The sequence below is a fragment of the Actinomadura sp. NPDC048394 genome (genome assembly GCF_040651755.1).
Lineage (GTDB): Bacteria > Actinomycetota > Actinomycetes > Streptosporangiales > Streptosporangiaceae > Spirillospora > Spirillospora montaniterrae.
This window is the reverse complement of record NZ_JBEZJL010000004.1, coordinates 176,079-200,689: the sequence shown is the minus strand read 5'-3', so window position 1 is coordinate 200,689 and position 24,611 is coordinate 176,079. Positions and strand designations below refer to the sequence as shown.

Genomic DNA, 24,611 nt, shown 5'->3' with positions numbered 1-24,611 from the left:
GCGTCACGGTCGCGGCTCGGTCGGGACCCGGGCCGCGGGCGCTGCGTGCTCGGCGTGCTCGTCCTGCTCGGCGTGCTCGGCGTGCTCGTCCTGCCGGGCGGCCTCGTTGCCGTCGTAGGCGGCGCGCGCGGCGGCGATCTTCGCGTGGTTGTTCTCGGCCCACGCCGACAGGGCGCGGGTGGAGGCGAAGAGCTCCTCGGCGAGGGCTGTGGCGGTGTACTCGACCTGCGGGGGCACGGTGGGGTGGACGGTGCGGGTGATCAGCCCGTCGCGCTCCAGCGTGCGCAGCGTGAGGGTCAGCATGCGGCGGCTGATGCCGGGGATCGACCGGTGCAATTCGGCGAACCGGATGGGCCCCGCGCCCGCCGCCGCGATGATCGCGATTCCCCACTTGCTGCCGACCCGGTCGAGGGCGTCGCGGAAGGCGGCGCACGTGTCGGGCTCGACGTCGTCGGGCAGCCGAGATCCTGCTGTCATCGGGTTCCCTTCCCCGGTGCGGACGCCTCAGCGTCGCACGCGCCCGTCCGCGCGGGCAACCGATGTCCGCCCGGCAGGGGCGGGTCAGGGGGGCGGGTCGGGGAGTGCGGTGCGCAGGACCGGCGCCACCTCGGTCGCGAACAGGTCGAGGGACGTCCGGTGGTCGTGCTCCGACAGGCCGTCGGGGTCGACGCTGACGACGACGAGCGAGTGGCCGAACACCTCGTGCTGGCGGCCCACCTTGTCGATGACCTGCTCGGGGCTGCCGACGAGCGCCGGCGAGCGCGCGACGAACTCCTCGGCGGTCGGGAACGCCGGACGGGCGCCGATGCCGCGCTGCATCGCGGTCAGGCGCTCGTAGGCCGGACGGTACGCGGCGATCGCCGCCTGCGAGGTCTTCGCCACGAGGAAGCCCGGCGTGCCCGCGCCGGTGAAGAGCCGGTCGGCGGGGCGGCCCCGCCGCGCCCATTCGGCGCGGTAGTGCTCGACCAGGGGACGGGCGCTCTCGCTGGACAGACCCGCGTTGGAGAACACCACGGGGTCGCCGTACTCGGCGGCGAGCGCCACGGACTCCGCCGACGAGGAGCTCCCGTGCCAGATCCGGGGACGCCCGCGCAGCGGCCGGGGGAGGGTGCGCACGCCGTCCAGGCGCGGCCGCCGTCCCGCCGGCCACGAGACCTCGTCCTTGGTCCACAGCTCGTGCAGGAGCCGGAAGTTGTCCGCGAGGGCGGGGCGCTGCTCGTCGGGCGCCAGGCCGAACATCGCGCCGCCCGGCCCGGCGCCCTTACCGACGATCAGTTCAAGCCGCCCGCCGGAGAGCTGGTCGAGGGTGGCGTAGTCCTCGGCGACGCGCACGGGGTCGAGCATCGACAGCAGGGTCACCCCGGTGAACAGCCGGATCCTGCTGGTCAGCGCCGCCACGTGGGCGAGGACGACCGGCGGCGCGCTGGAGAGGAACGGCCAGTGGTGGCGTTCGCCCACCCCGAAGCCGTCGAAGCCGAGCTCCTCCATGTACTGCGCGGTCGCGATCGTGCGGGCGAAGGTCGCGCGCGTCGCGGCCGGTTCGTCCGCGCCCGCGGAATCCAGGAAACGGATGGGAGCCACCCCGAAGAACTTCACGATCGGTACCGCCGTTTTCCCATTCGTGCGCGCCCGCGAATCCGTTGAAGGCGGATCGCCCTTTCTCCAGTCGCCAAACGTAGGCGGTGGGCGGCGGCGCCGGAAGAAGGAACATTGCTGTTACCACCCCGTCCCGTGCTTTCCTGTGCCCACACGCGATCAGGAATGGTCCGAAAGGGGGTGAGGTGTGTCCGCGCCGACCGATCTGCGGCTGGAGCACCGGCCCGCCGCGCTGGGGCTCACCGAGCGGTTCCCCCGGTTGAGCTGGCGGCTGCCGTCCGGGAGCCGGACGCAGCGGGCCTACCGGATCCGCGGCCGGGCGGGCGACCGGCCGTGGGACACCGGATGGGTCGCCTCGGACCGCAGCCTGTTCGTCCCCTATGGCGGCCCGCCGCTCGCGTCGCGGGAGCCCGTGCGATGCGCGGTGCGGGTCCGCACCGACGCCGGCACCAGCGCCTGGTCGGAGCCCGCCGCCTGGGAGATGGGCCTGCTTGAACCGGACGACTGGGCCGCCGCGTGGGTCGGGCCCGCGGAGGACGAGGTGCCGCCGGCGGGCTTCCGGCCCGGCTACCTGCTGCGCGGCGAGTTCACGGTCGACCGCCCGGTGGTCCGGGCGCGGGTGTACGCCACGGCGTGCGGCCTGTACGAGCTGTTCCTGAACGGCGAACGGGTCGGGGACGCCGAACTCGCCCCCGGCTTCACCGCCTACCGCGACCACCTGCACGTCCAGGCGTACGACGTGACCGCGGCCGTCCGCGTCGGCGCCAACGTGCTCGGCGCGGTCCTCAGCGACGGCTGGTTCCGCGGCCGGACCTCCTACCATCGCCTTCCCGACGGGTTCGGAGACCGCACCGCGCTGCTGGTCCAGTTGCACGCCGACCACGAGGACGGGACCTCGACGGTGGTGGGGACGGGCCCGCGCTGGCGGTCGGCGGTCGGGGCCGTCAAGGCGGCCGACTTCTTCGACGGCGTCGCCGCCGACCTCCGCGACGAGCCGGCCGGGTGGAGCGCCCCCGGGCCGGTCGGGAGCGGCTGGGCACCGGTCGCCGTGCACGAGCGTCCGGCGGCCCGGCTGGTCTCCTCGCCTGCTCCGCCGGTCCGGCGGCTCCAGGAACTGCGCCCGGTCGCGATCACCCGGCCGGAGCCGGGCCGGCACATCGTCGACTTCGGCCAGAACCTCGGCGGATGGGTGCGGCTCACTGACCTCGGACCGCGCGGCACGGTGCTGTCGCTGACGCACGCCGAGGCGCTCACCCCGGACGGCAGCGACGTCAACACCGCCAGCGGGCAGGCCACCCTGCACTGGTACACGCCGGCGCGCGGGATCCAGACCGACCGGGTGGTCTCGGCCGGCCCGGACGGCCCGGCCTTCGAGCCGCGGCACACCCGGCACGGCTTCCGCTACCTGCGCGTCGACGGGCATCCCGGCCCGCTCGCCGCCGGCGCCGTGACCGCGGTCGCGGTGAGCTCCGACCTCCCGCGCACGGGCTGGTTCCGGTGCAGCGACGCGCGCCTCGACCGGCTCCACGAGATCGCCTACTGGACCTACCGCAACCAGGCGTGCGACGTCCCGACGGCCGAGATCACCCGCGAGCTCGCCGGATGGACCGACTTCGGGTGGAACATCCGGGGCGCCCGGCTGCTGAACGACGTGTCCGGGCTGAGCGCCAAGTGGCTGGCGGACCTCGCCGCCGACCAGTGGCCGGACGGGACGGTGCGCAACTACGCGCCCGACCCCCTCGGCCCGCGCAGCCTCACCGCGCGGTTCGCCATCCCGCACGGCCAGGCGGGCTTCGGCGACGCGGCCGTGGTGGTGCCCTGGGAGACGTGGCGGGCCTACGGCGACGACGGCCTGCTGGAACGGCAGTACCCGTCGATGACCGCGTGGGTCGACCGGGTGGCCCGGATCGCGCGGGAGCGCCGGCACCCCGACCGGCGCGCGGCGCGGCCCGTCCCGGCGCCGCACGAGGAGTTCCTCTGGGACACCGGCTACCACTTCGGGGAGCACCTCGAACCCGCGCCGCCGCAGCGCCCGGTGTCGCCCCGGCGGCCGGCGTCGCTCGGCGGGCGGCGCACCACCTGGGCCACCGACCTGGACTCCTTCACCGCCGCCGTCGTCGAGGAGATGGAGGCCCGCGACCACGCGGCGTTCGCCACCGCCTACTTCCACCGGTCGGCCCGGCTGCTGTCCCGGATCGCGGGCGTCCTCGGCCGGACCGCGGACGCCGAACGGTACGGGCGCCTCGCCGACGACGTCCGCGCCGCGTGGCAGGCCGAGTTCATCACCGCCGACGGGCGGCTGGCCTGCGACACCCAGGCGACGCACCTGCGCGCGCTCGCCTACGGCCTGGTGCCCGAGGCGCTGCGGGCGCGGACCGCGGACCGGCTGGCGGAGCTGATCCGCGCCGCCGGGACGCGGCCCGGCACGGGGCTGCCGACGACGCACCTGCTGCTGCCCGTCCTCGCCGACAACGGCCACCTCGACCTCGCCTACGAACTGCTGCTGCGCTCCGGGCCGCGGTCCTGGATGTCGGTCATCGACAACGGCGGCACCACGTTCTGGGAGACCTGGGACGGCATCGCCCCGAACGGCGCCACGATGCTGGCGCTGAACATGCCGACGCGGGCGAGCGTCGTCGAGTTCCTGCACGGCCACGTCGCCGGCGTGCGCCTCGACCCCGAGCTGCCCGCCTACCGGCGGTTCCGGGTCGAGCCGCGGCCGGGCGGCGGCCTGACCTGGGCCGAGGTGGCGTACGACTGCCCCTACGGGCGGATCGAGGCCGGGTGGCGCGCCGAGCGGGGCCGGTTCTCGCTGGAGGTCACGGTCCCGCCCGGCACGACGGCCGAGGTGGTGCTCCCCGACGGCTCGCGGGCGGAGGCCGGCCCCGGCGCCCATGCGTTCGCCGCGCGGGCGGCGCCCGCCGATTCAGGGGTGGCGTAGGGGGCCGCGGAAGGGGTTCCGCATCTGCCGTTCACGGCAGCCTGGGCATGGATCGGAATCGCCGGAACCGCCGGCGGAGGAAGGGCTTCGAATCGATGGCGCGGTTTCTGGGCGGACGAGTGCTCCAGGGCTTATTCGTGCTCTGGGCGGCGTACACGCTCTCGTTCGCCGTCCTGTATGCGCTGCCGAGCGACCCGGCCGCGATCGCGGCCGGCGCGAACAACAGCGTCACGCCGGAGCAGCTCGCTCAGCTCCGGCATGAGATGGGCCTCGACCGCCCGCTGATGGAGCAGTACCTGACCAAACTCGGCGGGGCGCTGCATGGGGACCTCGGGCGCTCGCTCCAGTCCGGTGAGCCGGTGACGTCCCTGATCGGGCGGGCGCTCCCGCCGACGCTGGCGGTGGCGGGGGCGGGGCTCGTCCTCGGGGTGCTCCTCGGGACGGGTCTGGCGGTGCTGGCCACCGTGACCGGCTCCCGCCGGCTCCGGCGGGCGCTGCTGAGCCTGCCGCCCCTCGGCGTCGCGATCCCGGCCTTCGTCATCGGGCTGCTCCTCCTGCAGTGGCTCTCCTTCACCTGGAATGTCTTCCCCGCCATCGGGGAGGGCGGCCTGCGGGGGCTGGTGCTGCCCGCCGTCACCATCGCCGTCCAGCCCGCGGCCCTCATCGGGCAGGTGCTGGCGAAGAGCATGGGCGACGAGCTCGGCAAGGACTACGTGGCCGTCGCCCGCGCCAAGGGCGCGGGGCCGTTGCGGGTGAACGTCCGGCACGTGCTGCGCAACGCCGCGCTGCCCGCCCTGACGCTCGCGGGGCTGCTCGTCGGCGGGCTGCTGACCGGCGCGATCGTGGTCGAGGCGGTGTTCTCCCGCAACGGCCTCGGCCAGGTCACCCAGGGCGCGGTGGCCGCCGAGGACCTGCCCGTCGTGCAGGGCGTGGTGCTGCTGGGCGCGCTGGTGTTCGTCACCGTCAACCTCGCCGTCGACCTGCTCTACCAGGTCCTCGATCCGCGGCTCGCGGTCGCGCGGCGCCCCGCCGGGCGCTTCGCCCTGCCCGGTCTCGCGGGGCGGGGGTGAGCGGGATGTCGGTCACCGACGTCGCCCTGCCGGCCGGCGAGCGCTTCCCGGAACCAGGGCCCGCGCCACGGACCGCGGGCGCCCTGCTGCGCTCGCTGGCGCACCTGCTGCGCGACCCCGGCCTCGCCCTGGCCCTCCTCTGGGTCGGCCTCGTCGTGGTCGCGGCCGTCGCGCCGTCGCTGCTCGCGCCCGGCGACCCGCTGGCCGTCGACACCGCCGCGCACCTGCACGCCCCCTCGCCCGGCCATCCGTTCGGCACCGACCGGCTCGGCCGCGACCTGTTCGCCGAGACCGTCCACGGGACCGGCCGGACGCTGCCGGCGGCGGCGCTCGCCACGGCGATCGGCCTCGGCGCGGGCACGCTGCTCGGCCTGCTGGCGGGGTTCCTGCGCGGCGCGGCCGACCTGGTGATCATGCGCCTTCTGGACGTGCTGCTCGCGATCCCCGGCCTGCTGTTGGCGCTGATGCTGGTCTCGGTGCTCGGCAAGGGCGACACGCTCGACGTCGGGATCGCCATCGGCGTGGCCGCCGTCGCCGGCACCGCGCGGGTGATGCGCGCCGAGGTGCTGCGCGTGTCCGAGAGCGGGTTCGTGGAGGCCGCCCGGACCGGCGGGGCGCGGTGGACGCGCGTCGTCCTCCGCCACGTGCTGCCGAACTCGATGGGTCCGGTGTGGGTGCTCACGCTGTTGCTGTTCGGTGAGGCGATCCTCGGCGTGACCACGCTCAGCTTCCTGGGGTTCGGCGCCCAGCCGCCGACGCCCGAATGGGGCTCGCTCGTCTCCTCCGGGCGCGACTTCCTCGGCAGCGCCTGGTGGCTGTCCCTCCTGCCGGGGACGGTCGTCGCGCTGACCGTCCTCGCCGCCAACCGGGTGTCGCGCGCCTTCGACGGTGAAAGGACGGGACGGCGATGAGCCCGCGTCTCCTGGAGGTCGAGGACCTGGCGGTGCACTACCGCGCGCGCCGCGGGCCCGTCCGCGCGGTCGAGGCGGCGAGCTTCGCGGTGGGGGAGGGCGAGACGGTCGCGATCGTCGGCGAGTCCGGATCGGGCAAGTCGACGACGGCGTACGCGCTGCTCGGCCTGCTCCCGCGGTCGGCCCGCGTCGTGCGCGGGCGCATCGGCTTCGACGGCCGGGACCTCGCCGGACTGCCCGAACGCCGGTGGCGCGAGGTACGCGGCCGGGAGATCGCGCTCATCCCGCAGGACCCCGGCACCTCGCTGAACCCGGTGCAGCGGATCGGCGCGCAGGTCGCCGAGGCGCTGCGGCTGTCGGGAGGCGCGGACCGGCGTACCGCCCGCACCCGCACGCTGGAGCTGCTCGCCGACGCCGGGCTCCCCGACCCCGCGGTCCAGGCGCGGCAGTACCCGTCGCAGCTGTCGGGCGGCATGCGCCAGCGCGCCCTCATTGCGATCGCCATCGCGGCGCGCCCCCGGCTCATCGTGGCCGACGAGCCGACGAGCGCGCTCGACGTCACGGTGCAGCGCCGCATCCTCGACCACATCGGCGCGCTGGTCCGCGAGTCGGGCACCGGCCTGCTGCTGATCACCCACGACCTCGGCGTCGCCGCCGAGCGCGCCGACCGCGTCCTGGTGATGCGCTCCGGCGCGATCGTGGAGCAGGGCACGGCCGGCGATGTGCTGTCGGACCCCCGCGACCCCTACACCAGGTCCCTGATCGACGCCGCGCCCGGCCTCGCCAAGACGCCGCGCCCGCACCGGGTACGGCTGACCGCGGTCCCCGGCGGCGCCCCCGGCGACCCGTTCGCCGACCCGCGCCCCGCCCGCCCACCGGAGACGGGCGACGGGCGGGAGACGGGCGACGGTTCGGACGTGCCCGTCCTGCGCGTCGAGGAGCTGGTCAAGGAGTTCCGGCCGCCCCGCGCCGCCGGGCGCGCCACCGCGATCCGGGCCGTCGACGGAGTGAGCTTCACGATCCCCCGGGGGCGGACCTACGGGCTGGTCGGCGAGTCGGGATCGGGGAAGTCCACCACGGCGCGGCTGATCCTCCGGCTGGCCGACCCGACCGGCGGGCGCGTGCTCCTCGGCGAGGAGGACATCACCGGGACGCGGGGCGCCGCGCAGCGCCTGCTGCGGCGCCGGATGCAGATCGTCCAGCAGAACCCGTTCGCGTCGCTGGACCCGCGGCGGCCGGTCGAGCAGATCGTCACCGACCCGCTGGCGTCGTTCGGGCTGGGCTCGCGGGCGCAACGCCGCGCCCGCGCCAGGGAGCTGCTGGATCTCGTCGCGCTGCCGGCCTCGGTGCTGGGACGCCGGCCGGCCGAGCTGTCCGGCGGGCAGCGCCAGCGCGTCGCGATCGCGCGGGCGCTCGTGCTCAACCCCGAGCTCGTCGTGTGCGACGAACCGGTGTCCGCGCTCGACGTCTCCGTGCAGGCCCAGATCCTCGACCTGCTCGCCGCGCTCCAGGCCGGGCTCGGCGTGAGCTACCTGTTCATCTCCCACGATCTGGCGGTGGTCCGGCACATCGCGGACGAGGTGGGCGTGCTGCACCGGGGCCGGCTGGTCGAGTCCGGCCCCACCGAGGAGATCTTCGCCGCGGCACGGCACGGCCACACGCGGGAGTTGCTCGACGCCATCCCCGGCCGCCGCTGACGCGGCCGGCCATCACGACAAGGAGAACCCGGACCGTGTTCCAGATAAAAACGGTCGGAATATTCAAAATAACGCCGGCCGTCGCGGCCGCGGCGCTGCTGCTGGCCGCGTGCGGCGGCGGCTCGTCGGACGGGGGCTCCAAAGCGGGCGGTCCGCCCAAGGCGGGCGGCACCCTCACCGTCGCGCTCGCCGGCGACCCGGTCAGCATCGACCCGCGCGCCGTCACGCCGCTCGTCCGGGAGGTCTCGCGCCCCATCGTCGACTCGCTGCTCGCGCTCGACCCGGCCACCAAGAAGCCCGTTCCCTGGCTCGCCGAGTCGTTCAAGGCCAACGCCGACGCCACGGAGTTCACCTTCAAGCTCCGCAGCGGCGTCACCTTCTCCGACGGCACGCCGCTGACCGCGAAGGTCGTCAAGGACAACTTCGACGACGTCATCGCCAACAAGGCCAAGGCCGCGGGCTCCACGTCCGTCTCGCTGTTGGAGCAGGGCGGCTACAAGGGGACCGACGCGCCCGACGAGCACACGGTCGTCCAGCACTTCGCCAAGCCGTACCCGACGTGGCCGCTCTGGGCGGCGGGCACCGCCTTCGGCATCCTCGCCCCGAAGACGCTCGCGCTGCCGGTCGCCGACCGCTTCGACAAGATCGTCGGGACGGGCCCGTTCGTGCTCCGGTCGTACACGCGCAACAGCCAGGTGGTGCTCACCAAGCGCAAGGGCTACGCCTGGGGGCCGCAGAACGCCAAGCACGACGGGGACGCCTACCTCGACAAGGTCGTCTACAAGGTGATCACCGAGCCGAGCGTCCGCACCGGCGCGCTGAAGACCGGCCAAGTGCAGCTCGCCGGCGCGCTCAACCCGTCCGACATCGCGCCGGTGCGCAAGGCCGGGTTCTCCATCGTCGCGCAGCGCAACCCGCGGCTCGCCGAGGGCCTGGTGGTGACCGGAGCCGACCGCGCGCCGCTGGACGACGCGGCCGTCCGGCAGGCGCTGGTGAAGGCCGTCGACACCGGTCAGATCCGCGACACGCTGCTCACCCCCGAGTGGGGTGTGCCCAACAGCGTCGTCACCGGCGCGGTCGTCGGTCACGCCGACGAGAGCGCCCTGCTCAAGCCGGACCAGAAGGCAGCGGCGGCGCTCCTGGACAAGGCTGGGTGGGTTCCCGGCGGCGACGGCATCCGGGCCAAGGGCGGCAAGCGCCTCACCCTGTCCCTCGGCTGGCTCGACCGCGGCAACCCGTGGGACCAGCCGCTCGTCGAGCTCGTCACCGCCCAGTACAAGAAGATCGGCGTGGAGCTGAAACCGCAGCTCGCGACCGCGGCCCAGTCGGTGGAGGCGCTGAAGGCGCACAAGTGGGACCTGTTCCTGTCCGGCGTCGCCGGCGGCCTGGACGCCGGGGTCAGCCTGCTCGGCACGTTCAGCACTGCGCCGCCGAACTTCTACAACGTCCAGGACGCCCCGCTGCAGCCGCTGCTGGCGAAGCAGGCGACCACCACCGACGAGGCCGCCCGCGCCAAGATCCTGGCCGACGCCCAGCAGCGCATCATCTCCCAGGGGCTGTACACGCCGCTGGTGGAGGACACCGCCGTGGTCGCGGTCGGCAAGAAGGTGCACGGCTTCGCCCTCGACGCCGACTCCCGGCTGCCCACCCTGCAGGACGTCTGGCTGTCGTGACCTACCGCATCGCCGTGGACGTCGGGGGCACGTTCACCGATCTGGCGCTGCTCGGCCCGGACGGCGTGGAGCTGGACCACAAGACCGGCTCCACGCCGCACGAGCCGGCGGACGGGGTCGTCGCGGGCCTCGAAGGGCTGGCCGAGAAGGCGGGGCTGCCGCTCGCCGGGCTGCTCGCCCGCACCGGCGTCATCGTCCACGGCACGACCATCACCACCAACGCGCTGGTCACCGGTACCGGCGCGCGGACCGGGCTGCTGGCGACCGAGGGCCTGCGCGACGTCCTGCTCGCCCGGCAGGGAGCGCGTGCCGAGCAGTTCGAGTCGCGGTCGGCGCCGCCCGCGCCGCTCGTGCCCCGCCACCTGATCGAGACCGTCCGGGAGCGGGTGGACCGCACCGGCGAGGTGACGGTGCCGCTGGACGAGGAGGGCGTGCGGCGGGCGGCGCGGCGGTTCCGGGAGGCCGGCGTCGAGGCGGTCGCCGTCGCCTTCGCCTTCTCCTACCTCAACGACGCGCACGAGCGGCGGGCCGCCGGGATCCTCGCGGCGGAGCTGCCCGGGACGTTCCTGTCGGTGTCGTCGCGGGTGGCGCCCGAGGTCCGGCTGTACGAACGCACCTCGACGGCGGTGCTGAACGCCTACGTCGGCCCGGTGCTGCGCGACCACCTGGACCGGCTGGCACGGCGCCTGGCGGACCTCGGCCACGCCGGGCGGGTGCTGATCGTCCAGTCCAACGGCGGGGTCGTGGACCTGCACCGGGCCGCCGAGCGGGCCGTGGACACGCTCCTGTCGGGGCCGGCGGGGGCGCCCGCCGCCGTGGCGCGCGTCGTGGCCGAGTTCGGGGTGCCCGAGGCGCTGACGATCGACATGGGCGGTACGAGCTTCGAGGTCAGCCTGTCGACGGACGGCGCGACGGGGATCACCACGCGTGCCGAACCGGCGGGCCATCCCGTCTCGGTGCCGATGCTCGACATCGCCACGATCGGCGCGGGCGGGGGCTCGGTGGGCTGGACGACCCCTGGCGGCCTGCTGCGCGTCGGCCCGGCCAGCGCCGGGGCGGACCCCGGCCCGGCCTGCTACGGGCGCGGCGGCCGGGACGCGACGGTCACCGACGCCGACCTGCTCCTCGGGCATCTCGCGGGCGGGTTCGGGGACGGCCTCGACCCGTCGGCGGACCTGGCCGCCCGCGCGATCGGGGACCTGGGGCGGCGCCTCGGGCTCGGGACGGTCGAGACGGCGGCGGGCGTCCGCCGCGCGGTGGACGCGGAGATGGCCGACGGCCTGCGGCTGGTGATCGCCCGGCACGGGCTGGACCCGCGCCGGCTCGCGCTCGTCGCGGCCGGCGGCGCCGGGCCCGTGCACGCGGTCCAGCTGGCCCGCGACCTGGGAATCCCGCTGGTCGTGGTGCCGGCGGGCGCGTCGGTGCTGTGCGCCCGCGGCATGCTCCGCGCCGACCTGGTCCGCTACTACGTGCACACGCTGCTCGGGCGCGGGCGCGACCCGCGCGCCACCGGAGCCGATCCCGACGAGGTCGCCGCCGCGTTCGCCGGGCTGGAGGACCGCGCGAGGGCGGATTCGGCGGGCGGCGGGCCGGCGCCGGCGGACCTCCGGTTCACCCGGCTGGCCGACGTCCGGTACGTCGGCCAGGTCCACGAGGTCACGGTGCCGTTCCCGCCCGGAACCCGCGACGGCGCCGCGGCGCTGGACGGGCTCATGGCCGCCTTCCACCAGAGCCACGAACGGCTGTACGGCTTCGCGCAGCCGGAAGCGCCCGCGGAACTGGTCAACCTCCGGCTGGAAGCGCGCGCGTCCATCCCCTCGCCCTCGTCCACGGGCGTTCCGGCGGCTGTCCGCGCACGGGCGGGCGAAGAGTCGCAGCGGGCCTGGTTCGACGGCGCCTTCCAGGAGGTGCCCGTCCGGAGCCTGGAGGCGGAGCCGGTGGACGAACGCCAGGACGGGCCCGCCCTGCTGGCCGGCTCGGGCACGACCATCGTGGTCCCGCCCGGGTTCGCGTACGAGGTCACCGCAGGCGGAACGACCCTGATGTTCGCGGCCGACCGCGAACGGGCCGAGGTGCTGGCCGCGCTGCGCGGCGTGAAGGAGGCGGTCCGGTGACGGCGGCGATCCTGGCCTCGGTGGTCGACAACCGGCTGCACGCCATCGCCGCGCGGATGGCCGACGCGATGCTGAGGTCCTGCCGGTCCGCGGCGTTCCAGAGCCGCGACTTCGTGACCGGGATCTTCGACGCCGGCGGCGCGTGGATCGCCACCAAGGACTTCATCCCCGTCCTCGCCGGGTCGCTGCCCAGCGCCTACGAGGGCGTCCTCGCCAAGTTCGCCGGCGACGTCGGCGAAGGCGACGTCTTCGTGCTCAACGACCCGTACCACGGCAACAACCACCCGCCCGACGTGACCGTCCTCAAACCGGTCTTCCACCGCGGCGTGCTCCGCTTCTGGACCGCGACCAAGGGTCACCACGCCGACGTCGGCGGCAGCGGCGGCGAGCTCGGCTACAACCCCGGCGCCCGCGACTGCTACGAGGACGCGCTCCGGATCCCGCCCGTCCGGCTGTACCGGCGCGGCGTCCGGCAGGACGACGTCTGGGACCTGATCCTGCTGAACCTCCGGCTCCGCGACGCGGTCGAGGGCGACCTGCACTGCCAGATCGGGGCGGCCGCGCTCGGCGAGCGCGAGCTGGTCGCGATGCTCGACGCGTTCGGCGTCGAACCGGTGCTGGAGGCCGTGCGGTTCCAGCTCGCGGCCGCAGCCCGGCACATGCGGTCGGAGATCGCCCGCTGGCCGGACGGGGTGTACGAGGCCGTTCGCCATCTCGACGACGGCGGCGAGCACCACCGCGAGCCGATCGCGGTGCGGCTCCGGCTCACCGTGGCGGGGGAGCGCGCCGTCCTCGACTTCACCGGGTCCGACCCGCAGGTGACCGGGTACGCGAACTCGACCCGCGCCAACACCGTCGCCTCGGCGCTCGTCGCGCTGTTCGCGGTGACCGACCCCGCGCAGCGCCGCACCAGCGGCGCCCTCTCGGCGATCGACGTGCTGACCCGTCCCGGCACGATCGCGCACGCGGTCGAGCCCGCCGCGACCACGCTGTGCACGATCACCGCGTGCGAGGCGATCGTGGAGACGGTGTGGCTGGCCCTCGCCCAGGCCGACCCGGCGCTCACCCACGCGGGCTGGTGCCGGGGGTACGCGTTCGCCGCCGTCGGGATCGACGAGCGGACCGGCCGGCCGTTCGGTGCCACCGGCGCGCTCAAGGGCGGCTCCGGGGCCGTGCTCGGGTTCGACGGATGGGACGCGATCGGGCCGCCGGTCGCCATGGGCGGCGGCCGCGAGGTGGACGTCGAGCTGCACGAGCTCGCCGCGCCCGCGACCATCCTGCACCAGGGCTTCGCGACCGACTCGGCGGGCGCGGGACGGTGGCGCGGCGGGCTCGGCGGGTTCTCGCGGTGGCGCATCGACCAGGACGGCGTCCGCGTCGTCTGCATCGGCTCGGGCGCGCTGGAGCAGACGGTGCCGTACGGCCTGGCGGGCGGCCTGCCCGCCCCGGCGAACCGCGGCGTCGTGCGGCACCGCGACGGGCGGGTCACGGTGCCGCGCACCAACAGCACGCTCGTGCTGGAGCGCGGCGACGTCATCGAGATCCACACCTCCGGTGGCGGCGGCTACGGCGACCCCCGCGAACGGCCGCGCGAAGCCGTCCTCGCGGACGTCCGCGACGGCCTGGTGTCGGAGGCCGCCGCGCGGGACGTGTACGGACTCTTCCCCTGACGTGCCTCTTCCCCTGACGTGCCGCGCGGCGGCGGATCGGAGCATCGCCATGACCCTGCACCTCCTCGTCCTCGACATCCCGTCCAACGGGCACGTGCTGCCGAAGCTCGACCTCGTCGACCGGCTGGTCCGGCGCGGGCACCGGATCACCTACGTGGTGGCCGGGGGCCCCGCCGACCGGGTGCGGCGCTTCGGAGCCGAGGTCGTCACCTACCCCTCCCTGAACCCCCTGGCCAGCCTGGCCGAGGACGACCCGGCCGCGGCCACCCGCGCGTTCTTCCGCGAGAACCTGGAGATCCTGCGCGCCGCGCGCGAGCACTTCGGCGACGAGCGCCCCGACGCCGTCGCCTACGACGAGGCGGCCTTCCAGGCGGGACGCCTCCTGTCCGGCCTGTGGGGGCTGCCGCCCGTCCTGCTGACCCCGAGCGTCGTGTCGAACGAGCACTACTCCTACTTCGACCACATGGAGCGCCTCGCGCCCGGCCACCGGCTGGCGGACCCGGTCGAGGAGATCGCCGAGGCGCTCGCCGGGCTCGGGCTCGGCGACCGGCTGGAGGACTTCCTGTGGAGCACCCGGCGGGTCCGGGAGCTGACGATCTCGTTCGTCCCGCCCCGCATGCAGCCCGAGCACGAGACCTTCGACCCCGAGCAGGTCGTGTTCGTCGGGCCGAGCGTCGAGAAGCGCGACTTCCTGGGCGCCTGGACCCCGCCGGCGGGCGCCGGCCGCGTGGCGCTGGTGTCCCTGGGCAGCGTCCGCAACGGCGACGCCGGATTCTTCGAGACGGTGGCCCGCGCGTTCGCCGGGACGGCGTGGCATGTCGTCGTGAGCGTGGGAGACGGCCTCGGCGACGCCGACGTCGAGCGGCTCGCCGGTCTCGCGCCGAACGTGGAGGTCCATCGCTGGGTGTCCAACGTCAGCGTCCTCGAGCACGCGGACGTGTTCGTGACCCACGGCGGCAGCGGCTCGCTGGTCGAGGCCTGGTACACCGCGACGCCGGTCGTCATCGTCCCCCCGGCCCCCGACTTCCTCCCGTACGCGGACCGGACCGTGGAGCTGGGCGCGGGCCGCGTGATCGACCCCGCCGAACTGGACGCGGACAGGCTCGTCGCCGAGGCGACCGCGGTCGCGTCGGACGCCGCGGTGGTCCGGCGGATGCTGGAGCTCCAGGCGCACGCCCGGGCCGCCGGGGGCGCGGGGCGCGCGGCTGACGTCATCGAGGCCCGTCTCGGCGTCCCGGCCCGGAAGGAGGCGCCGTGACCGCGCGGCCGCCCGCCGGAGCGGTGATCGTCACCGGCGCCGGGTCGGGGGTCGGGGCGAGCACGGCCGTCGCGCTCGCCGAGCGCGGCCACCGGGTCGTGGCGGCCGTCCATTCGCTCGACCGCGTCGCGGGCCTCGACGCCCTGACCGTTCGGTCCGGCGCCGAGATCCACGTCGCGGAGCTCGACGTCACCGACGAGGCGTCGATCGCGCCGTTCGTGGACGGTGTCGCGGCCCGCCACGGCGGCCTCCACGCCGTCGTCAGCAACGCCGGCGTCACCGGCGTCGACACGTTCGAGAACGAGGACCTCGCGAGCTACCGCAGGATGTTCGAGGTCAACGTGTTCGGCCCGGTCAAGCTGCTCAAGAGCGGCCTCCCGCACCTGCGCGCGGCCGGCGGCCGGTTCATCGCGGTCGGCAGCGTCGCGGGCGTGCTCGGGCTGCCGTTCCAGGAGGCCTACGCCGGGTCGAAGTTCGCGCTCGAAGGGATCCTCGAAGGCTTCGCGCCCGTGGCGCGGCGCGTCGGGGTCGCGGTGTCGGTCGTGGAGCCCGGGCCGATCGACACCGACGCCGTCCGGAAGACGGACTGGGCGCGCGTCTTCGCCGGGGCCGGTCCGTACGAGCGGGTCCTGCGGCAGTACGTCGACAACGCGGCAGCGGGGCAGGGTGCGCTGCCTGGGCTGCCCGCCGTACAGACGGCGGACGAGGTCGCGTCCGCGATCGCCGATCTCCTGGCGTCGGACGCCCCGCCGTTCCGTTGCCAGACCTCCGCCGGCGCCCGTCTTCTCGTCGCGCGGAAACTCGCGGACGTGGACGGCGCGGCGGCCGCGGCGGTCATCGGCCGGTGGCTGGACGCCGCCCCTCCCGGACCGGACGAATAGGGGGGTGATCAGGGGAGTCCGGGGACCGTTCCCGAATATACCTTTGCCGCATGGCTGAGAAACTCGATGAGAAGACCCGGGCATTCGTCGACAACAAGAATTTCCCCGTGGTCGCCACCGTGAACGAGGACGGGAGCCCGCATTCCTCGATCGTGCTCATCAAGCGCGACGAGGACGACTCCCTGCTGTTCGTGACGCACGCCGGCCGCCGCACCGAGCGCAACATCTCCCGCGACCCGCGGGTCAACCTCTCGGTGTTCGACATCGAGAACCCGGTCACCTCGATCGAGATCCGCGGCACCGCGGAGGTCCTGGAGGGCGGCGGCAAGGAGCTGGCCGACGAGCTCACGCTGAAGTACCTCGACGAGGTCCACGACGTCGACGACGTCTCGCGGGTGGTCGTCCGCATCGTCCCGCACAAGGTCATCGCGTTCCCGCCGGAGCCCGCGAAGTGACCTCCGGGCCGTGCGGCGGCGAGGGCGGGCACCCGGCCGGGTGCCCGCCCTCGCCGCGCGGGGGTCACTGCCGGACGGTGGCCAGCGCCTTCGACCAGGACTCCAGCTGGTTCAGCACGCGCTCCAGCTCGGCCTCCCGGAACTCCTGCGGGGCGAACTCGGGGTAGTTCGGGAAGTCGCCCGGGATGAGCAGGGTGACCTGCGCGGCCACCGACGCCACGCTCAGCTCCGTCGCGACCAGCCGCAGCTGCTCCACGGCCCGGGCGGCGCCGACGGCGCCGTAACCGACGAAGCCGACCGCCTTGTTCGCCCACTCGGCGTGCACGAAGTCGAACGCGTTCTTCAGCGCGGCGGGCGGCGCGTGGTTGTACTCCGGCGTGATGACGAGGAACCCGTCGTACCCGGCGACGACCCCGGCCCAGCGCTTGGTGTGCTCGCCGGCGTACTGGCCGACGGCCGCGGGGATCTGCTCGTCGTAGAGCGGCAGGCCCTGCTCGGCGAGGTCGACGATCTCGTACTCGGCCTCGGTGCGCTTGGCCGCGACCTTGTGCACCCACTCGGCCACCGGCCGCCCGATCCTGCCCGGCCGGGTGCTGCCCACGATAATGGCGATCTTCGTCATTTCTTCCACTCCCTGTGCTTCGGGTCGAGTCCATCCTTAACCAGTCTCCGAGAAGGGCGGAAGAAGGCACTTTTCCTTCCCGTGGTTACATCGATGTTCCTTCTTTCCGAATGGGGCTCCGGGTGGCACGATCACGGCAAAAGAATGGGAGGCGGGATGGACGTCGCGGAGACCGCGGTACGGACCGGGCGCTCCCCCTGGCCCGCCCTGGCGGTGCTCGCCACCGGGCAGCTGATGCTGATCGTCGACGGGACGGGGGTGGCGGTGGCGCTGCCGCGGATCCGCGCCGACCTCGGCCTCGCCGGCGCGCAGCTGTCCTGGGTCGTCAACGGGTACCTGGTCGCGTTCGGCGGGCTCCTGCTGCTGTGCGGCCGGCTCGGCGACCTGCTCGGGCGGCGGCGGGTGTTCCTCGGCGGCATCGCGGTGTTCACGGCGGCCTCGGCGGTGTGCGGCGCGGCCGGTAGCGCGACGGCCCTGGTGGTCGCGCGGTTCGTGCAGGGCGTCGGATGCGCGATGGCGGGCTCGGTGATCACCGGCATGGCGGTCGTGCTGTTCCCCGAGGGCCGCGAGCGGGTCCGGGCCATCACGGTGATCGCTTTCGTCGCGGCGGGCGGCGGGTCGGTCGGCGCGCTCGGCGGCGGGGTGCTCACCGAACTGCTCGGGTGGCCGTGGATGTTCCTGGTCAACGTGCCCATCGGCGCGCTGCTGCTGCTCTTCGGCCGCCGGACGCTGCGCCCGGACCGCGGCATCGGCTGGGAGGCGGGCGCCGACCTGTTGGGCGCGGCACTGGTCACCGCCGGGCTGATGCTCCTGGTCTTCGCGATCGGCTCCCTCGGGCCCGGCGGCTCCGGCGCGGCGGTCACCGCGCTGCCGGCCGCGGCGGGGCTCGCCCTGCTCGCGGGCTTCGTGCTGCGCCAGCGGCGGGCCGCGGCCCCGCTGCTGGACCTGGCGGTCTTCCGCTCCCGGGCCTGGACGGGAGGGAACGCGCTGCAGGCGCTGTTCGTCGGCGCGATGTTCGGCTTCCAGTACTTGGTCACGCTGTACCTGCAGGAGGTGCTCGGCCTTGACCCGCTGGAGACCGGGCTCGCCTACCTGCTGGCGTCGGCCGTGATCGGGGCGACCTCGCTGGCGCTCGCGGAGCCGCTGATCGTCCGCTTCGGGGTCGGTCGCGTCCTGCCGGCGGGGCTCGCCGCCGGGATCCTGGCGTTCGGCTGGCTGGCGCGGGCACCGGTGTCGGGCACCTACACGGTGGACGTGCTGCCCGCGATGCTGGCGCTCGGCGTCTCGGCGGGCCTGGTCCTGCCGGCGGCCACCGCGCTCGCGATGACGGGCGCGTCCGCCGCGGACTCCGGGGTCCGCTCCGGGGTGATCGGCACCGCGCAGCAGGTCGGCGGTGCGCTGGGGCTCGCGGGCATGGCGGCGCTGGCCGCGGCCGGGACCCGGCACGCCGGAGCGGCGGACGGGCCGGCCGCGCTGACGCACGGGTACCGGATCGGCTTCGCCGCGGGCGCGGTGCTGCTCGCGCTCGCGCTGGTGATCGCCCTGCTGCTGTCGCGGGACGGCCCCGCGGCGGCTCAGCGGTAGGTGGCGACCGGTGGCCCGTCCACGCGCCGGGGCAGCGGACGGTGGAACGCGGCGGCCCAGGACGGCGCCGGACGGGCCCGTCCGCGGCGCAGGTCGTGGGCGGCGCGCCGGCACCGGGCGGCGGTGTCGTGGGCGCCCGCCGCGGCGGCCCGGCGCTCGGCGGCGAGAAGCACGTGATGGGCCTGCCGCGCCGTGTCGTACGCCAGGTCGGGCGAGTTGAGGATCACCAGGAGCCGGTAGTGGTGGACGAGCAGGTCGGCCTGGTCCGGAGGCAGCGTGCCGACCCAGTCGATGGCGCGCCGGTGCCGGGCGATCCGCTGGCTGCGCGGCAACTGGGCATGGGCCACCTCGCGGAGGAGCGGCTGCCTGATGGCGTACTCCGGCGCGCCGGAGCGGTCCGGCGGCCGCCGCACGAGGAAGTCCTTGCGCTCCAGGGCGTGCAGGACCTCGGCGGTCTCCTCGATGGTGCGGGCGGAGACGGCGGCCACGCCCTCGGCCCGGAACCCGCTCTCCGGGAAGGTCGTGGCGTCCCGCAGGACGGCCCGTTCGGGGAGCGGCAGGGTGTCGATCCGGGCGGCGACGAGGGCGCGCAGCGGCCCGGGGACGGGCGCGCCGTCGTAGGCGCCGTCGCCGGCGTCGCCGGTGTCGCCGCGCACGGCCCGCGCGTACTCCTCGGCGTGCCGCGGGTTGCCGCCGACCAGCGTGAGCAGCACGGGGTCGGCGGGCCGGGGCAGGAGTGCGCGGACCTCGTCGTCGGGCAGCGGGTCCAGCGTGAGCGTGGTGACGTCGCGCTTGCCGCATCCCCAGCGCGTCCTGCGCTGCCGCAGTTCGGGCCGGGCCGTCGCCACGATGAGGACCGGCACCCGGGCGAGCTGCTCGGTCAGGTCCTCGACCTGGTCCAGCAGGACCGTGCCGGCGCGGTGCAGGTCCTCCAGGACGATCGTCAGGGGGCCGTCCAGCGCGAGGTCGGCGACGTGCCGGCGCCAGGCGGCGGCTCCGGCCTCGGCGGGAAGGCGCTCGATCAGCCGGGCCGCCTCGGCGCCGTCCGGCCGCGACCGCACCGCGTCGGCGAGCGGGGCGAGGACCCCGCCCGCGTACGGCGGGGTGCGGCCGACGAGCACGGGCCCGGGGAGGTCCGCGGCGAACTCGGCCATCAGGCGGCTCTTGCCGATGCCGGGCTCGCCGAGGACGGTGACCAGGTGCGGGCGCTGCCGGCGGCGCGCGTCGCCGAGCAGGCCGCGGAGGATCTCCAGGTCCCGGTCCCGGCCGACCAGCGGCCCGGTGCGCGCCGGGACGGGCGTCCACGGCAGCGGTCCATGCCCGGGTGCGACGGGGACGCCGCTGGCCGGGTCGTCCTCCGGCGCGGCGTGCAGGCCGGCGGCGCGGGCGGTCACCGGGCAGACCCGGATACCGCCGGGCGGCGCGTGGGCCAGCAGCCGCTCGGCGGAGTGCGGGACCGTTCCGGCCAGCTGCGCGGGGGAGGGGTCGTGCTCGTCCCGGTAGGTCGCGAGGACGTCGCCGGTGGCGACGGCGATCCGGACGTCGAGGAACTCCGCGACCCGGTCGGCGACCCGCGCGCGGACGGCGCGGGCCGTGCGGACGGCGCGCTCCGGGTCGTCCTCGTGCGAGCGCGGGAAGCCGAACAGCACGGGGCGGACCGAGCCGAGCGTCTCGCGCACGGCCCCGCCGAAGCGGCGGGCCTCCTCGGCGATGACCCGGGCGAGGTCGTCGAGGGTCTCGTCGACGCATTCGGACGAGCCGTGCACCACGTCCACGCGGGTGCGGACCAGCAGGACGCTGGCCCGCTTGCGCTCGGACACGGGACGCTCGGCGTCCCCGGCGCGGCCGTCGCCGGGCAGCCGGTCGCGCCCGTCGGCGGCCTTTCCGCATGGCGTCCTTGACGGCGGCGCAGTCGCGGGGCGGTCCGCCGCGCTCTCCGCCTCCGCCGCGCTCTCTGGACCTGCCGCGCCGGGAGCGGCGCTTTCCGGGACGGGGCCGCCCGCCCTGGCGGGGGCCGTCGTCAGGGCGAGGCGCGGGTCCTGGTTCAGGATGTCGCGTTCCAGCCGCTTGAGCTCGGGGCCCGGGTCCAGCCCGAAGCCGTCCCGCAGGACGTCGCGGAGATCCTGGTAGACGGCGAGGGCCTCGCGCTGGCGCCCGCCTCGGTAGAGCGCCAGCATCAGCAGGCCGCACAGCCGCTCGCGCGCGGGCTCCTCGTCGACCAGGGACGTCATCTCGCCGATCAGCTCGTGGTGGCGGCCGAGGGCGAGTTCGGCCTCGAGGCAGTCCTCCAGCGCGGCGAGCCGCGCCTCCTCCAGCGCCGTCAGCTCGGGCCACGCGGTGACGGAGTCGAGGACGTCGGCCAGCGCGGGGCCGCGCCACAGCGCGAGGGCCTCGCGCAGGCGCCGGGCCGCGGGCTCCCACGCCGCCGCGCGGAAGTCGGCGCGGCCCCGTTCCACCAGCGTCCGGAAACGGGTGACGTCGATGAGGCCGGGGTCGAGGCGGAGCAGGTATCCGGGCGAGGCGGTCTCCAGCGCGCAGGAGCCGTCGGCGGGGAGCGCGCGGCGCACCCCGGCGACGGCGTTCTGCACCATCTTGCGCGCGGTGGGGGGCACGGGATCGTGCCACAGGGCGCGGATGAGGTCGCCGGTGGACACCACGGTCCCGGCGTGCAGGAGCAGGTAGCCCAGGACCGCGCGCTGGTTGACCCCTCCGAGCGGGACGGGCCGGCCGTCCCGCACCACCTCCAGCGGACCGAGCAGGCTGAATCGCAAGGGGGTCCCCCTGTCGACCGTCTCGTCTTGGCGGGTATTTCATACTAATTCTATCGAAATTAGCTGCAATGGGAAGCGGTCAACCCGCGAGGCCGAAGTAGGCCGCGTAACACTCCAGCTGGTGATCGAGCGTGTGGAACCCGTGATGGACCGCCCGCCCGAGCGCGGCCGCGGCCCGCAGCAGCGGCGTCTCGGCGGGGCTCATGACGATGTCGGCGACCACGCCGCCCGGCGGTACCAGGGCGGGGTCGAACGGCAGTGGATCGCCCGCGCGCATCCCGAGGGGAGTGGCGTTGACGGCGATGTCCGCGTCCTCGACCCGGGGGACGGCCGAGCCGGACGCGCGGCCCGGCCAGCGCAGGTCGAGGCGGGCGAGCAGCGCGTCGAGGCGCCGGGCGTCGGTGTCGCAGACCGACAGGTGCGCCGCCCCGTCCTGCAGCAGCGCCGCCGCCAGCGCGGTGCCCGCTCCGCCCGCGCCGACCAGCGCGACGCGCGTGCCCTCCGGAACGTGACCGCACGCGCGCAGCCCGCGGACGAAGCCGACGCCGTCGAAGTTGTCGGCGCGCCAGCGGCCGTCCGGCTCGCGGCGCAGGGCGTTCGCGCTGCCGGTGAACGCGGCCGCCGGGGCCAGCTCGTCGGCGTACCGGCAGATCTCGATCTTGTGCGGCACGGTGACCAGCAGGCCGTCGAGGTTGCCGACGCGCCGCAGCCCGTCCACCACCGGGGCGAGGTCCGCCGGCCGGACGTGCACCGGGACCAGCACCGCGTCCCGGCCGAGCCGCTCCAGCAGCGGGTTGACCAGTGCCGGGGCCCGCACCTGCTCGACCGGATCGCCGAGGACGGCCAGCAGCCGGGTGGTGCCGGTGATGCGCCCCATGTCAGTCCTCTCCGGCCGGCATCTCCGCGAGCGCGGCGGCGGCCTCGGACTCCGGCACGCCCGTCACCAGCTCGGCGCCGCGCGGGCCGTCCAGCACGAACGCGAGCCCGTCCGCGGCCTTCTTGTCCAGCCGCATCAGGCGCAGGAGCGCGTCCCGGTCGGCGTCCGCGGGCAGGCCGGTCGGGAGCCCGAACGCCGCGACGACGGCCTGGTGCTCGGCGACGCGGGCCGGGCCGATCCTGCCGAGACGGCCGGCGAGCCGTCCCGCGTAGACCGTGCCGATCGCGACCGCCTCCCCGTGCCGCAGCCGGTAGCCGGTGGTGCGTTCGAGCGCGTGGCCCAGCGTGTGCCCGTAGTTCAGCACGTGCCGCCGCCCCGCGTCGCGCTCGTCGGCGGCCACGACCGACGCCTTGAGCGCCACGCTCGCCGCGATCTGCTCGTCCACCGGACGCCCGTGCAGCCCGGGCGCGCCGATGAAGTGGCAGCGCGCGATCTCCCCGTACCCGTTGATCCACTCGCGGCGGGGGAGCGTCGCGAGGTAGTCGGTGTCGCAGAGGACCGCGCGCGGCTGCCAGTACGTCCCCACGAGGTTCTTGCCGTGCGGCAGGTTCACCGCCGTCTTGCCGCCGACGCTCGCGTCCACCTGCGCCAGCAGCGAGGTCGGCAGATGCACGACGGGGACGCCCCGGTGGTAGAGCGCCGCCGCGAGCCCCACCAGGTCGGTGACGGTGCCGCCGCCGCACGACACGACCGCGTCCGACCGAGTGAGCCCGAGATCGGCGAAGCGACGGCACAGCTCCTCCACCTGCGACAGCGTCTTGTGGGTCTCGCCGTCGCGCACGGGGAGCACCGTGGACGGCACCCCGGGATCGGGCGTCCACTCCTCGGGCCTGGCCGAGACGACCACGGCCCGCCGCGCTCCGATCCCGGCGATGACGCCGGGGAGCGCGGCGCGTATCCCGGGCCCTATGCGCACCTGGTAGGAGCGCTCGCCCAACGCCACGTCCACGCACCGCGACGCCGTGGCCGTCCTCTCATCCCGTCCGGTCACTCCGGGCCTCCTCCCGCTCCGCCAGCAGCAGTGCCCCGTGCAGGGACGACAGCGCGCCCAGCGCCGCGGGCCGCACCGACGGCGGCGCGTACCCCGGACGGGCGTAGCCCGCGACGCGCTCGGCGACCGCCTCGGTGAAGCCGGGCAGCCTCGCGGCGACGCCGCCGCCGATCACGGCGATCTCGGGATGCAGGAGCTCGCCGAGGCCCGTGACGGCTGCTGCGAGCGCGTCCCATGCCGGCTCCAGCGCGGCCGCCGCCCACCGCGCCCCGTCCGCCAGCCCGTCGCGGAGCCCGGTGAACGGGACGGGCGAGCCCCGCAGCCGGGCCGCCCGCCGCAGGATCGCGGGACCGGAAGCGGCGGCCTGGACGCAGCCGAACCGGCCGCAGTCGCACCGCTCCTCCCGCGCCGACCGGTCGACGACGAGGTGGCCCGCCTCGCATCCGGGCACCGGCCGGCCGTCCAGCACGGCGCCCCCGCCGACGCCCGTGCCGACCCCGAGGTACACCACGCTCCGCGCTCCCGCCCGTTCGGCCTCCGCGAGCGCCGCCACGTCGCCGTCGTCGGCCCAGCGCACTGCGGCGCCGGGGAAGAGGGCGCGCAGCCGCGCTCCCACGTCGATACCGGCCCAGGCGGGGCGGCCGGGCCAGGCGGTGACGCGCCCGGCGGCGTCGACGGCGGCGGGCAGCGCGACCCCGACCGCCGAGATCGGCGGGTCCGCTCCGGCCCGCAGCCGCGCCACCTCCCCGGCCAGGGTCGCCCAGTCCGCGGCGGGGTCCGCCGGCGCCGGCCAGCGGAACGCGGCGTCGCGCGGCGGCCGGTGCGCGGCGGCCAGCCGGAGCGCGACCTTGGTCCCGCCGACGTCGATCCCGAGGCGGGTCATTCCGGCACCAGCGCGAGCAGGGCGCGGGCGGCGAGCCGGTAGCCGAGCGACCCGAGCCCGACGATCACCCCGTCGGCCACCGGGGCCAGCACCGACTCGTGGCGGAACGACTCGCGCGCCCACACGTTCGACAGGTGCACCTCGATCCACGGGCGCGGGTAGGCGGCCAGCGCGTCCCGCAACCCCCACCCGGCGATCATCAGCGCGCCCGGGTTCACGATCGCGCCGACGGTGTCCCACCGGGCGTGCAACGTCTCGATCAGCGCGCCCTCCGACTCGCGCTGCACCGCCACCACCTCCCAGCCGCGCGCCGCCACCTCGGCGCGGACGGACGCCTCGACGTCGGCCAGCGTGTCGGTCCCGTAGATCCCCGGTTCCCGGCGCCCGAGAATCCCCAGATTCGGTCCGTTCAGCAAAAGCAACTGCACGTCCGCCGTTATAACATGCGCTGCGCATTTGCTGCGCGGAATCGTCGCGCGACATTCGGGCAAGGGAAATATAGGGGGTGTGATAGGGGATGGGAAATGCCCTCCTGGCTTGGGTACCGTGCCGATGAA

At 75.4% G+C, this 24,611-nt stretch carries 19 protein-coding genes; 11 read left to right on the top strand and 8 right to left on the bottom strand.

What is annotated here, in order from left to right; all coding sequences use genetic code 11:
• Positions 1 to 3 precede the first annotated feature (3 nt).
• Both AB0C78_RS03965 and AB0C78_RS03960 read right to left on the bottom strand, forming a co-directional pair.
• Positions 4 to 477: a helix-turn-helix domain-containing protein gene (locus tag AB0C78_RS03965; protein ID WP_360741361.1), complete on the bottom strand. Its 474-nt coding sequence runs from the start codon at positions 475 to 477 to the stop codon at positions 4 to 6.
• 84 nt (positions 478 to 561) lie between these two features.
• Positions 562 to 1,581: an LLM class flavin-dependent oxidoreductase gene (locus tag AB0C78_RS03960; RefSeq protein ID WP_360741358.1), complete on the bottom strand. Its 1,020-nt coding sequence runs from the start codon at positions 1,579 to 1,581 to the stop codon at positions 562 to 564.
• A gap of 202 nt (positions 1,582 to 1,783) precedes the next feature.
• Here AB0C78_RS03960 and AB0C78_RS03955 point away from each other — a divergent pair, with 202 nt between their 5' ends.
• The 10 genes from AB0C78_RS03955 (at position 1,784) to AB0C78_RS03910 (ending at position 16,266) form a co-directional block, all read left to right on the top strand.
• The gene (locus AB0C78_RS03955) at positions 1,784 to 4,537 is read left to right on the top strand and encodes a family 78 glycoside hydrolase catalytic domain (RefSeq protein ID WP_360741356.1); all 2,754 of its coding nucleotides are present in this window, start codon (positions 1,784 to 1,786) and stop codon (positions 4,535 to 4,537) included.
• Positions 4,538 to 4,632: 95 nt separating this feature from the next.
• Entirely contained in the window at positions 4,633 to 5,607 is a 975-nt protein-coding gene (locus tag AB0C78_RS03950; protein WP_360741354.1) for an ABC transporter permease, read from the top strand.
• Positions 5,608 to 5,612: 5 nt separating this feature from the next.
• Positions 5,613 to 6,518, top strand: a complete 906-nt coding sequence (locus tag AB0C78_RS03945) for an ABC transporter permease (protein WP_360741352.1) — start codon at positions 5,613 to 5,615, stop codon at positions 6,516 to 6,518.
• Positions 6,515 to 8,215 (top strand): ABC transporter ATP-binding protein, encoded by a 1,701-nt coding sequence (locus AB0C78_RS03940; RefSeq protein ID WP_360741350.1) that lies wholly within the window; start codon positions 6,515 to 6,517, stop codon positions 8,213 to 8,215. Before AB0C78_RS03945 ends, AB0C78_RS03940 begins: the two co-directional genes overlap by 4 nt.
• Before the next feature lie 35 nt (positions 8,216 to 8,250).
• The gene (locus AB0C78_RS03935; protein ID WP_360741348.1) at positions 8,251 to 9,888 is read left to right on the top strand and encodes an ABC transporter substrate-binding protein; all 1,638 of its coding nucleotides are present in this window, start codon (positions 8,251 to 8,253) and stop codon (positions 9,886 to 9,888) included.
• On the top strand, positions 9,885 to 12,002 hold the full coding sequence (locus tag AB0C78_RS03930; protein ID WP_360741346.1) for a hydantoinase/oxoprolinase family protein: 2,118 nt from the start codon (positions 9,885 to 9,887) through the stop codon (positions 12,000 to 12,002). The genes AB0C78_RS03935 and AB0C78_RS03930 overlap by 4 nt, the downstream gene beginning before the upstream one ends.
• Positions 11,999 to 13,672 carry a hydantoinase B/oxoprolinase family protein gene (locus AB0C78_RS03925; protein WP_360741344.1) on the top strand — a complete coding sequence of 558 codons (1,674 nt, stop codon included), beginning with the start codon at positions 11,999 to 12,001 and terminating at the stop codon, positions 13,670 to 13,672. The genes AB0C78_RS03930 and AB0C78_RS03925 overlap by 4 nt, the downstream gene beginning before the upstream one ends.
• 49 nt (positions 13,673 to 13,721) lie before the next feature.
• A complete protein-coding gene (locus AB0C78_RS03920) occupies positions 13,722 to 14,930 on the top strand; it encodes a macrolide family glycosyltransferase (protein WP_360741342.1) in 1,209 nt (402 codons plus the stop codon).
• Positions 14,927 to 15,811 carry an SDR family NAD(P)-dependent oxidoreductase gene (locus tag AB0C78_RS03915; RefSeq protein ID WP_360741340.1) on the top strand — a complete coding sequence of 295 codons (885 nt, stop codon included), beginning with the start codon at positions 14,927 to 14,929 and terminating at the stop codon, positions 15,809 to 15,811. Before AB0C78_RS03920 ends, AB0C78_RS03915 begins: the two co-directional genes overlap by 4 nt.
• Positions 15,812 to 15,861: 50 nt before the next feature.
• Positions 15,862 to 16,266 (top strand): PPOX class F420-dependent oxidoreductase, encoded by a 405-nt coding sequence (locus AB0C78_RS03910; protein ID WP_360741338.1) that lies wholly within the window; start codon positions 15,862 to 15,864, stop codon positions 16,264 to 16,266.
• A 64-nt stretch (positions 16,267 to 16,330) separates the two neighbouring features.
• On the opposite strand, the gene AB0C78_RS03905 is transcribed toward AB0C78_RS03910, so the two are convergent.
• Positions 16,331 to 16,888: an NAD(P)H-dependent oxidoreductase gene (locus tag AB0C78_RS03905; RefSeq protein WP_360741336.1), complete on the bottom strand. Its 558-nt coding sequence runs from the start codon at positions 16,886 to 16,888 to the stop codon at positions 16,331 to 16,333.
• A 156-nt stretch (positions 16,889 to 17,044) separates the two neighbouring features.
• Here AB0C78_RS03905 and AB0C78_RS03900 point away from each other — a divergent pair, with 156 nt between their 5' ends.
• The gene (locus AB0C78_RS03900) at positions 17,045 to 18,472 is read left to right on the top strand and encodes an MFS transporter (RefSeq protein ID WP_360741334.1); all 1,428 of its coding nucleotides are present in this window, start codon (positions 17,045 to 17,047) and stop codon (positions 18,470 to 18,472) included.
• Here AB0C78_RS03900 and AB0C78_RS03895 read toward each other — a convergent pair.
• The 5 genes from AB0C78_RS03895 to AB0C78_RS03875 all read right to left on the bottom strand — a co-directional run bounded on the left by AB0C78_RS03895 (position 18,463) and on the right by AB0C78_RS03875 (position 24,482).
• Entirely contained in the window at positions 18,463 to 21,243 is a 2,781-nt protein-coding gene (locus AB0C78_RS03895; protein ID WP_360741332.1) for a BTAD domain-containing putative transcriptional regulator, read from the bottom strand. The genes AB0C78_RS03900 and AB0C78_RS03895 overlap by 10 nt on opposite strands.
• A 79-nt stretch (positions 21,244 to 21,322) precedes the next feature.
• The gene (locus AB0C78_RS03890) at positions 21,323 to 22,120 is read right to left on the bottom strand and encodes a shikimate dehydrogenase (RefSeq protein ID WP_360741330.1); all 798 of its coding nucleotides are present in this window, start codon (positions 22,118 to 22,120) and stop codon (positions 21,323 to 21,325) included.
• A gap of 1 nt (position 22,121) precedes the next feature.
• Positions 22,122 to 23,171 carry a 3-dehydroquinate synthase family protein gene (locus tag AB0C78_RS03885; protein ID WP_360741328.1) on the bottom strand — a complete coding sequence of 350 codons (1,050 nt, stop codon included), beginning with the start codon at positions 23,169 to 23,171 and terminating at the stop codon, positions 22,122 to 22,124.
• Positions 23,155 to 24,054 carry an ROK family protein gene (locus tag AB0C78_RS03880; protein WP_360741326.1) on the bottom strand — a complete coding sequence of 300 codons (900 nt, stop codon included), beginning with the start codon at positions 24,052 to 24,054 and terminating at the stop codon, positions 23,155 to 23,157. Before AB0C78_RS03880 ends, AB0C78_RS03885 begins: the two co-directional genes overlap by 17 nt.
• The gene (locus AB0C78_RS03875; protein ID WP_360741324.1) at positions 24,051 to 24,482 is read right to left on the bottom strand and encodes a type II 3-dehydroquinate dehydratase; all 432 of its coding nucleotides are present in this window, start codon (positions 24,480 to 24,482) and stop codon (positions 24,051 to 24,053) included. Before AB0C78_RS03875 ends, AB0C78_RS03880 begins: the two co-directional genes overlap by 4 nt.
• Between the last annotated feature and the right edge of the window lie 129 nt (positions 24,483 to 24,611).

Coding starts and splice junctions, on each gene's coding strand:
- AB0C78_RS03910 (WP_360741338.1), top strand. CDS start 15,862: ATGGCTGAGAAACTCGATGAGAAGACCCGGGCATTCGTCGACAACAAG.
- AB0C78_RS03965 (WP_360741361.1), bottom strand. CDS start 477: ATGACAGCAGGATCTCGGCTGCCCGACGACGTCGAGCCCGACACGTGC.
- AB0C78_RS03905 (WP_360741336.1), bottom strand. CDS start 16,888: ATGACGAAGATCGCCATTATCGTGGGCAGCACCCGGCCGGGCAGGATC.
- AB0C78_RS03945 (WP_360741352.1), top strand. CDS start 5,613: ATGTCGGTCACCGACGTCGCCCTGCCGGCCGGCGAGCGCTTCCCGGAA.
- AB0C78_RS03890 (WP_360741330.1), bottom strand. CDS start 22,120: ATGGGGCGCATCACCGGCACCACCCGGCTGCTGGCCGTCCTCGGCGAT.
- AB0C78_RS03880 (WP_360741326.1), bottom strand. CDS start 24,054: ATGACCCGCCTCGGGATCGACGTCGGCGGGACCAAGGTCGCGCTCCGG.
- AB0C78_RS03920 (WP_360741342.1), top strand. CDS start 13,722: ATGACCCTGCACCTCCTCGTCCTCGACATCCCGTCCAACGGGCACGTG.
- AB0C78_RS03900 (WP_360741334.1), top strand. CDS start 17,045: ATGGACGTCGCGGAGACCGCGGTACGGACCGGGCGCTCCCCCTGGCCC.
- AB0C78_RS03940 (WP_360741350.1), top strand. CDS start 6,515: ATGAGCCCGCGTCTCCTGGAGGTCGAGGACCTGGCGGTGCACTACCGC.
- AB0C78_RS03950 (WP_360741354.1), top strand. CDS start 4,633: ATGGCGCGGTTTCTGGGCGGACGAGTGCTCCAGGGCTTATTCGTGCTC.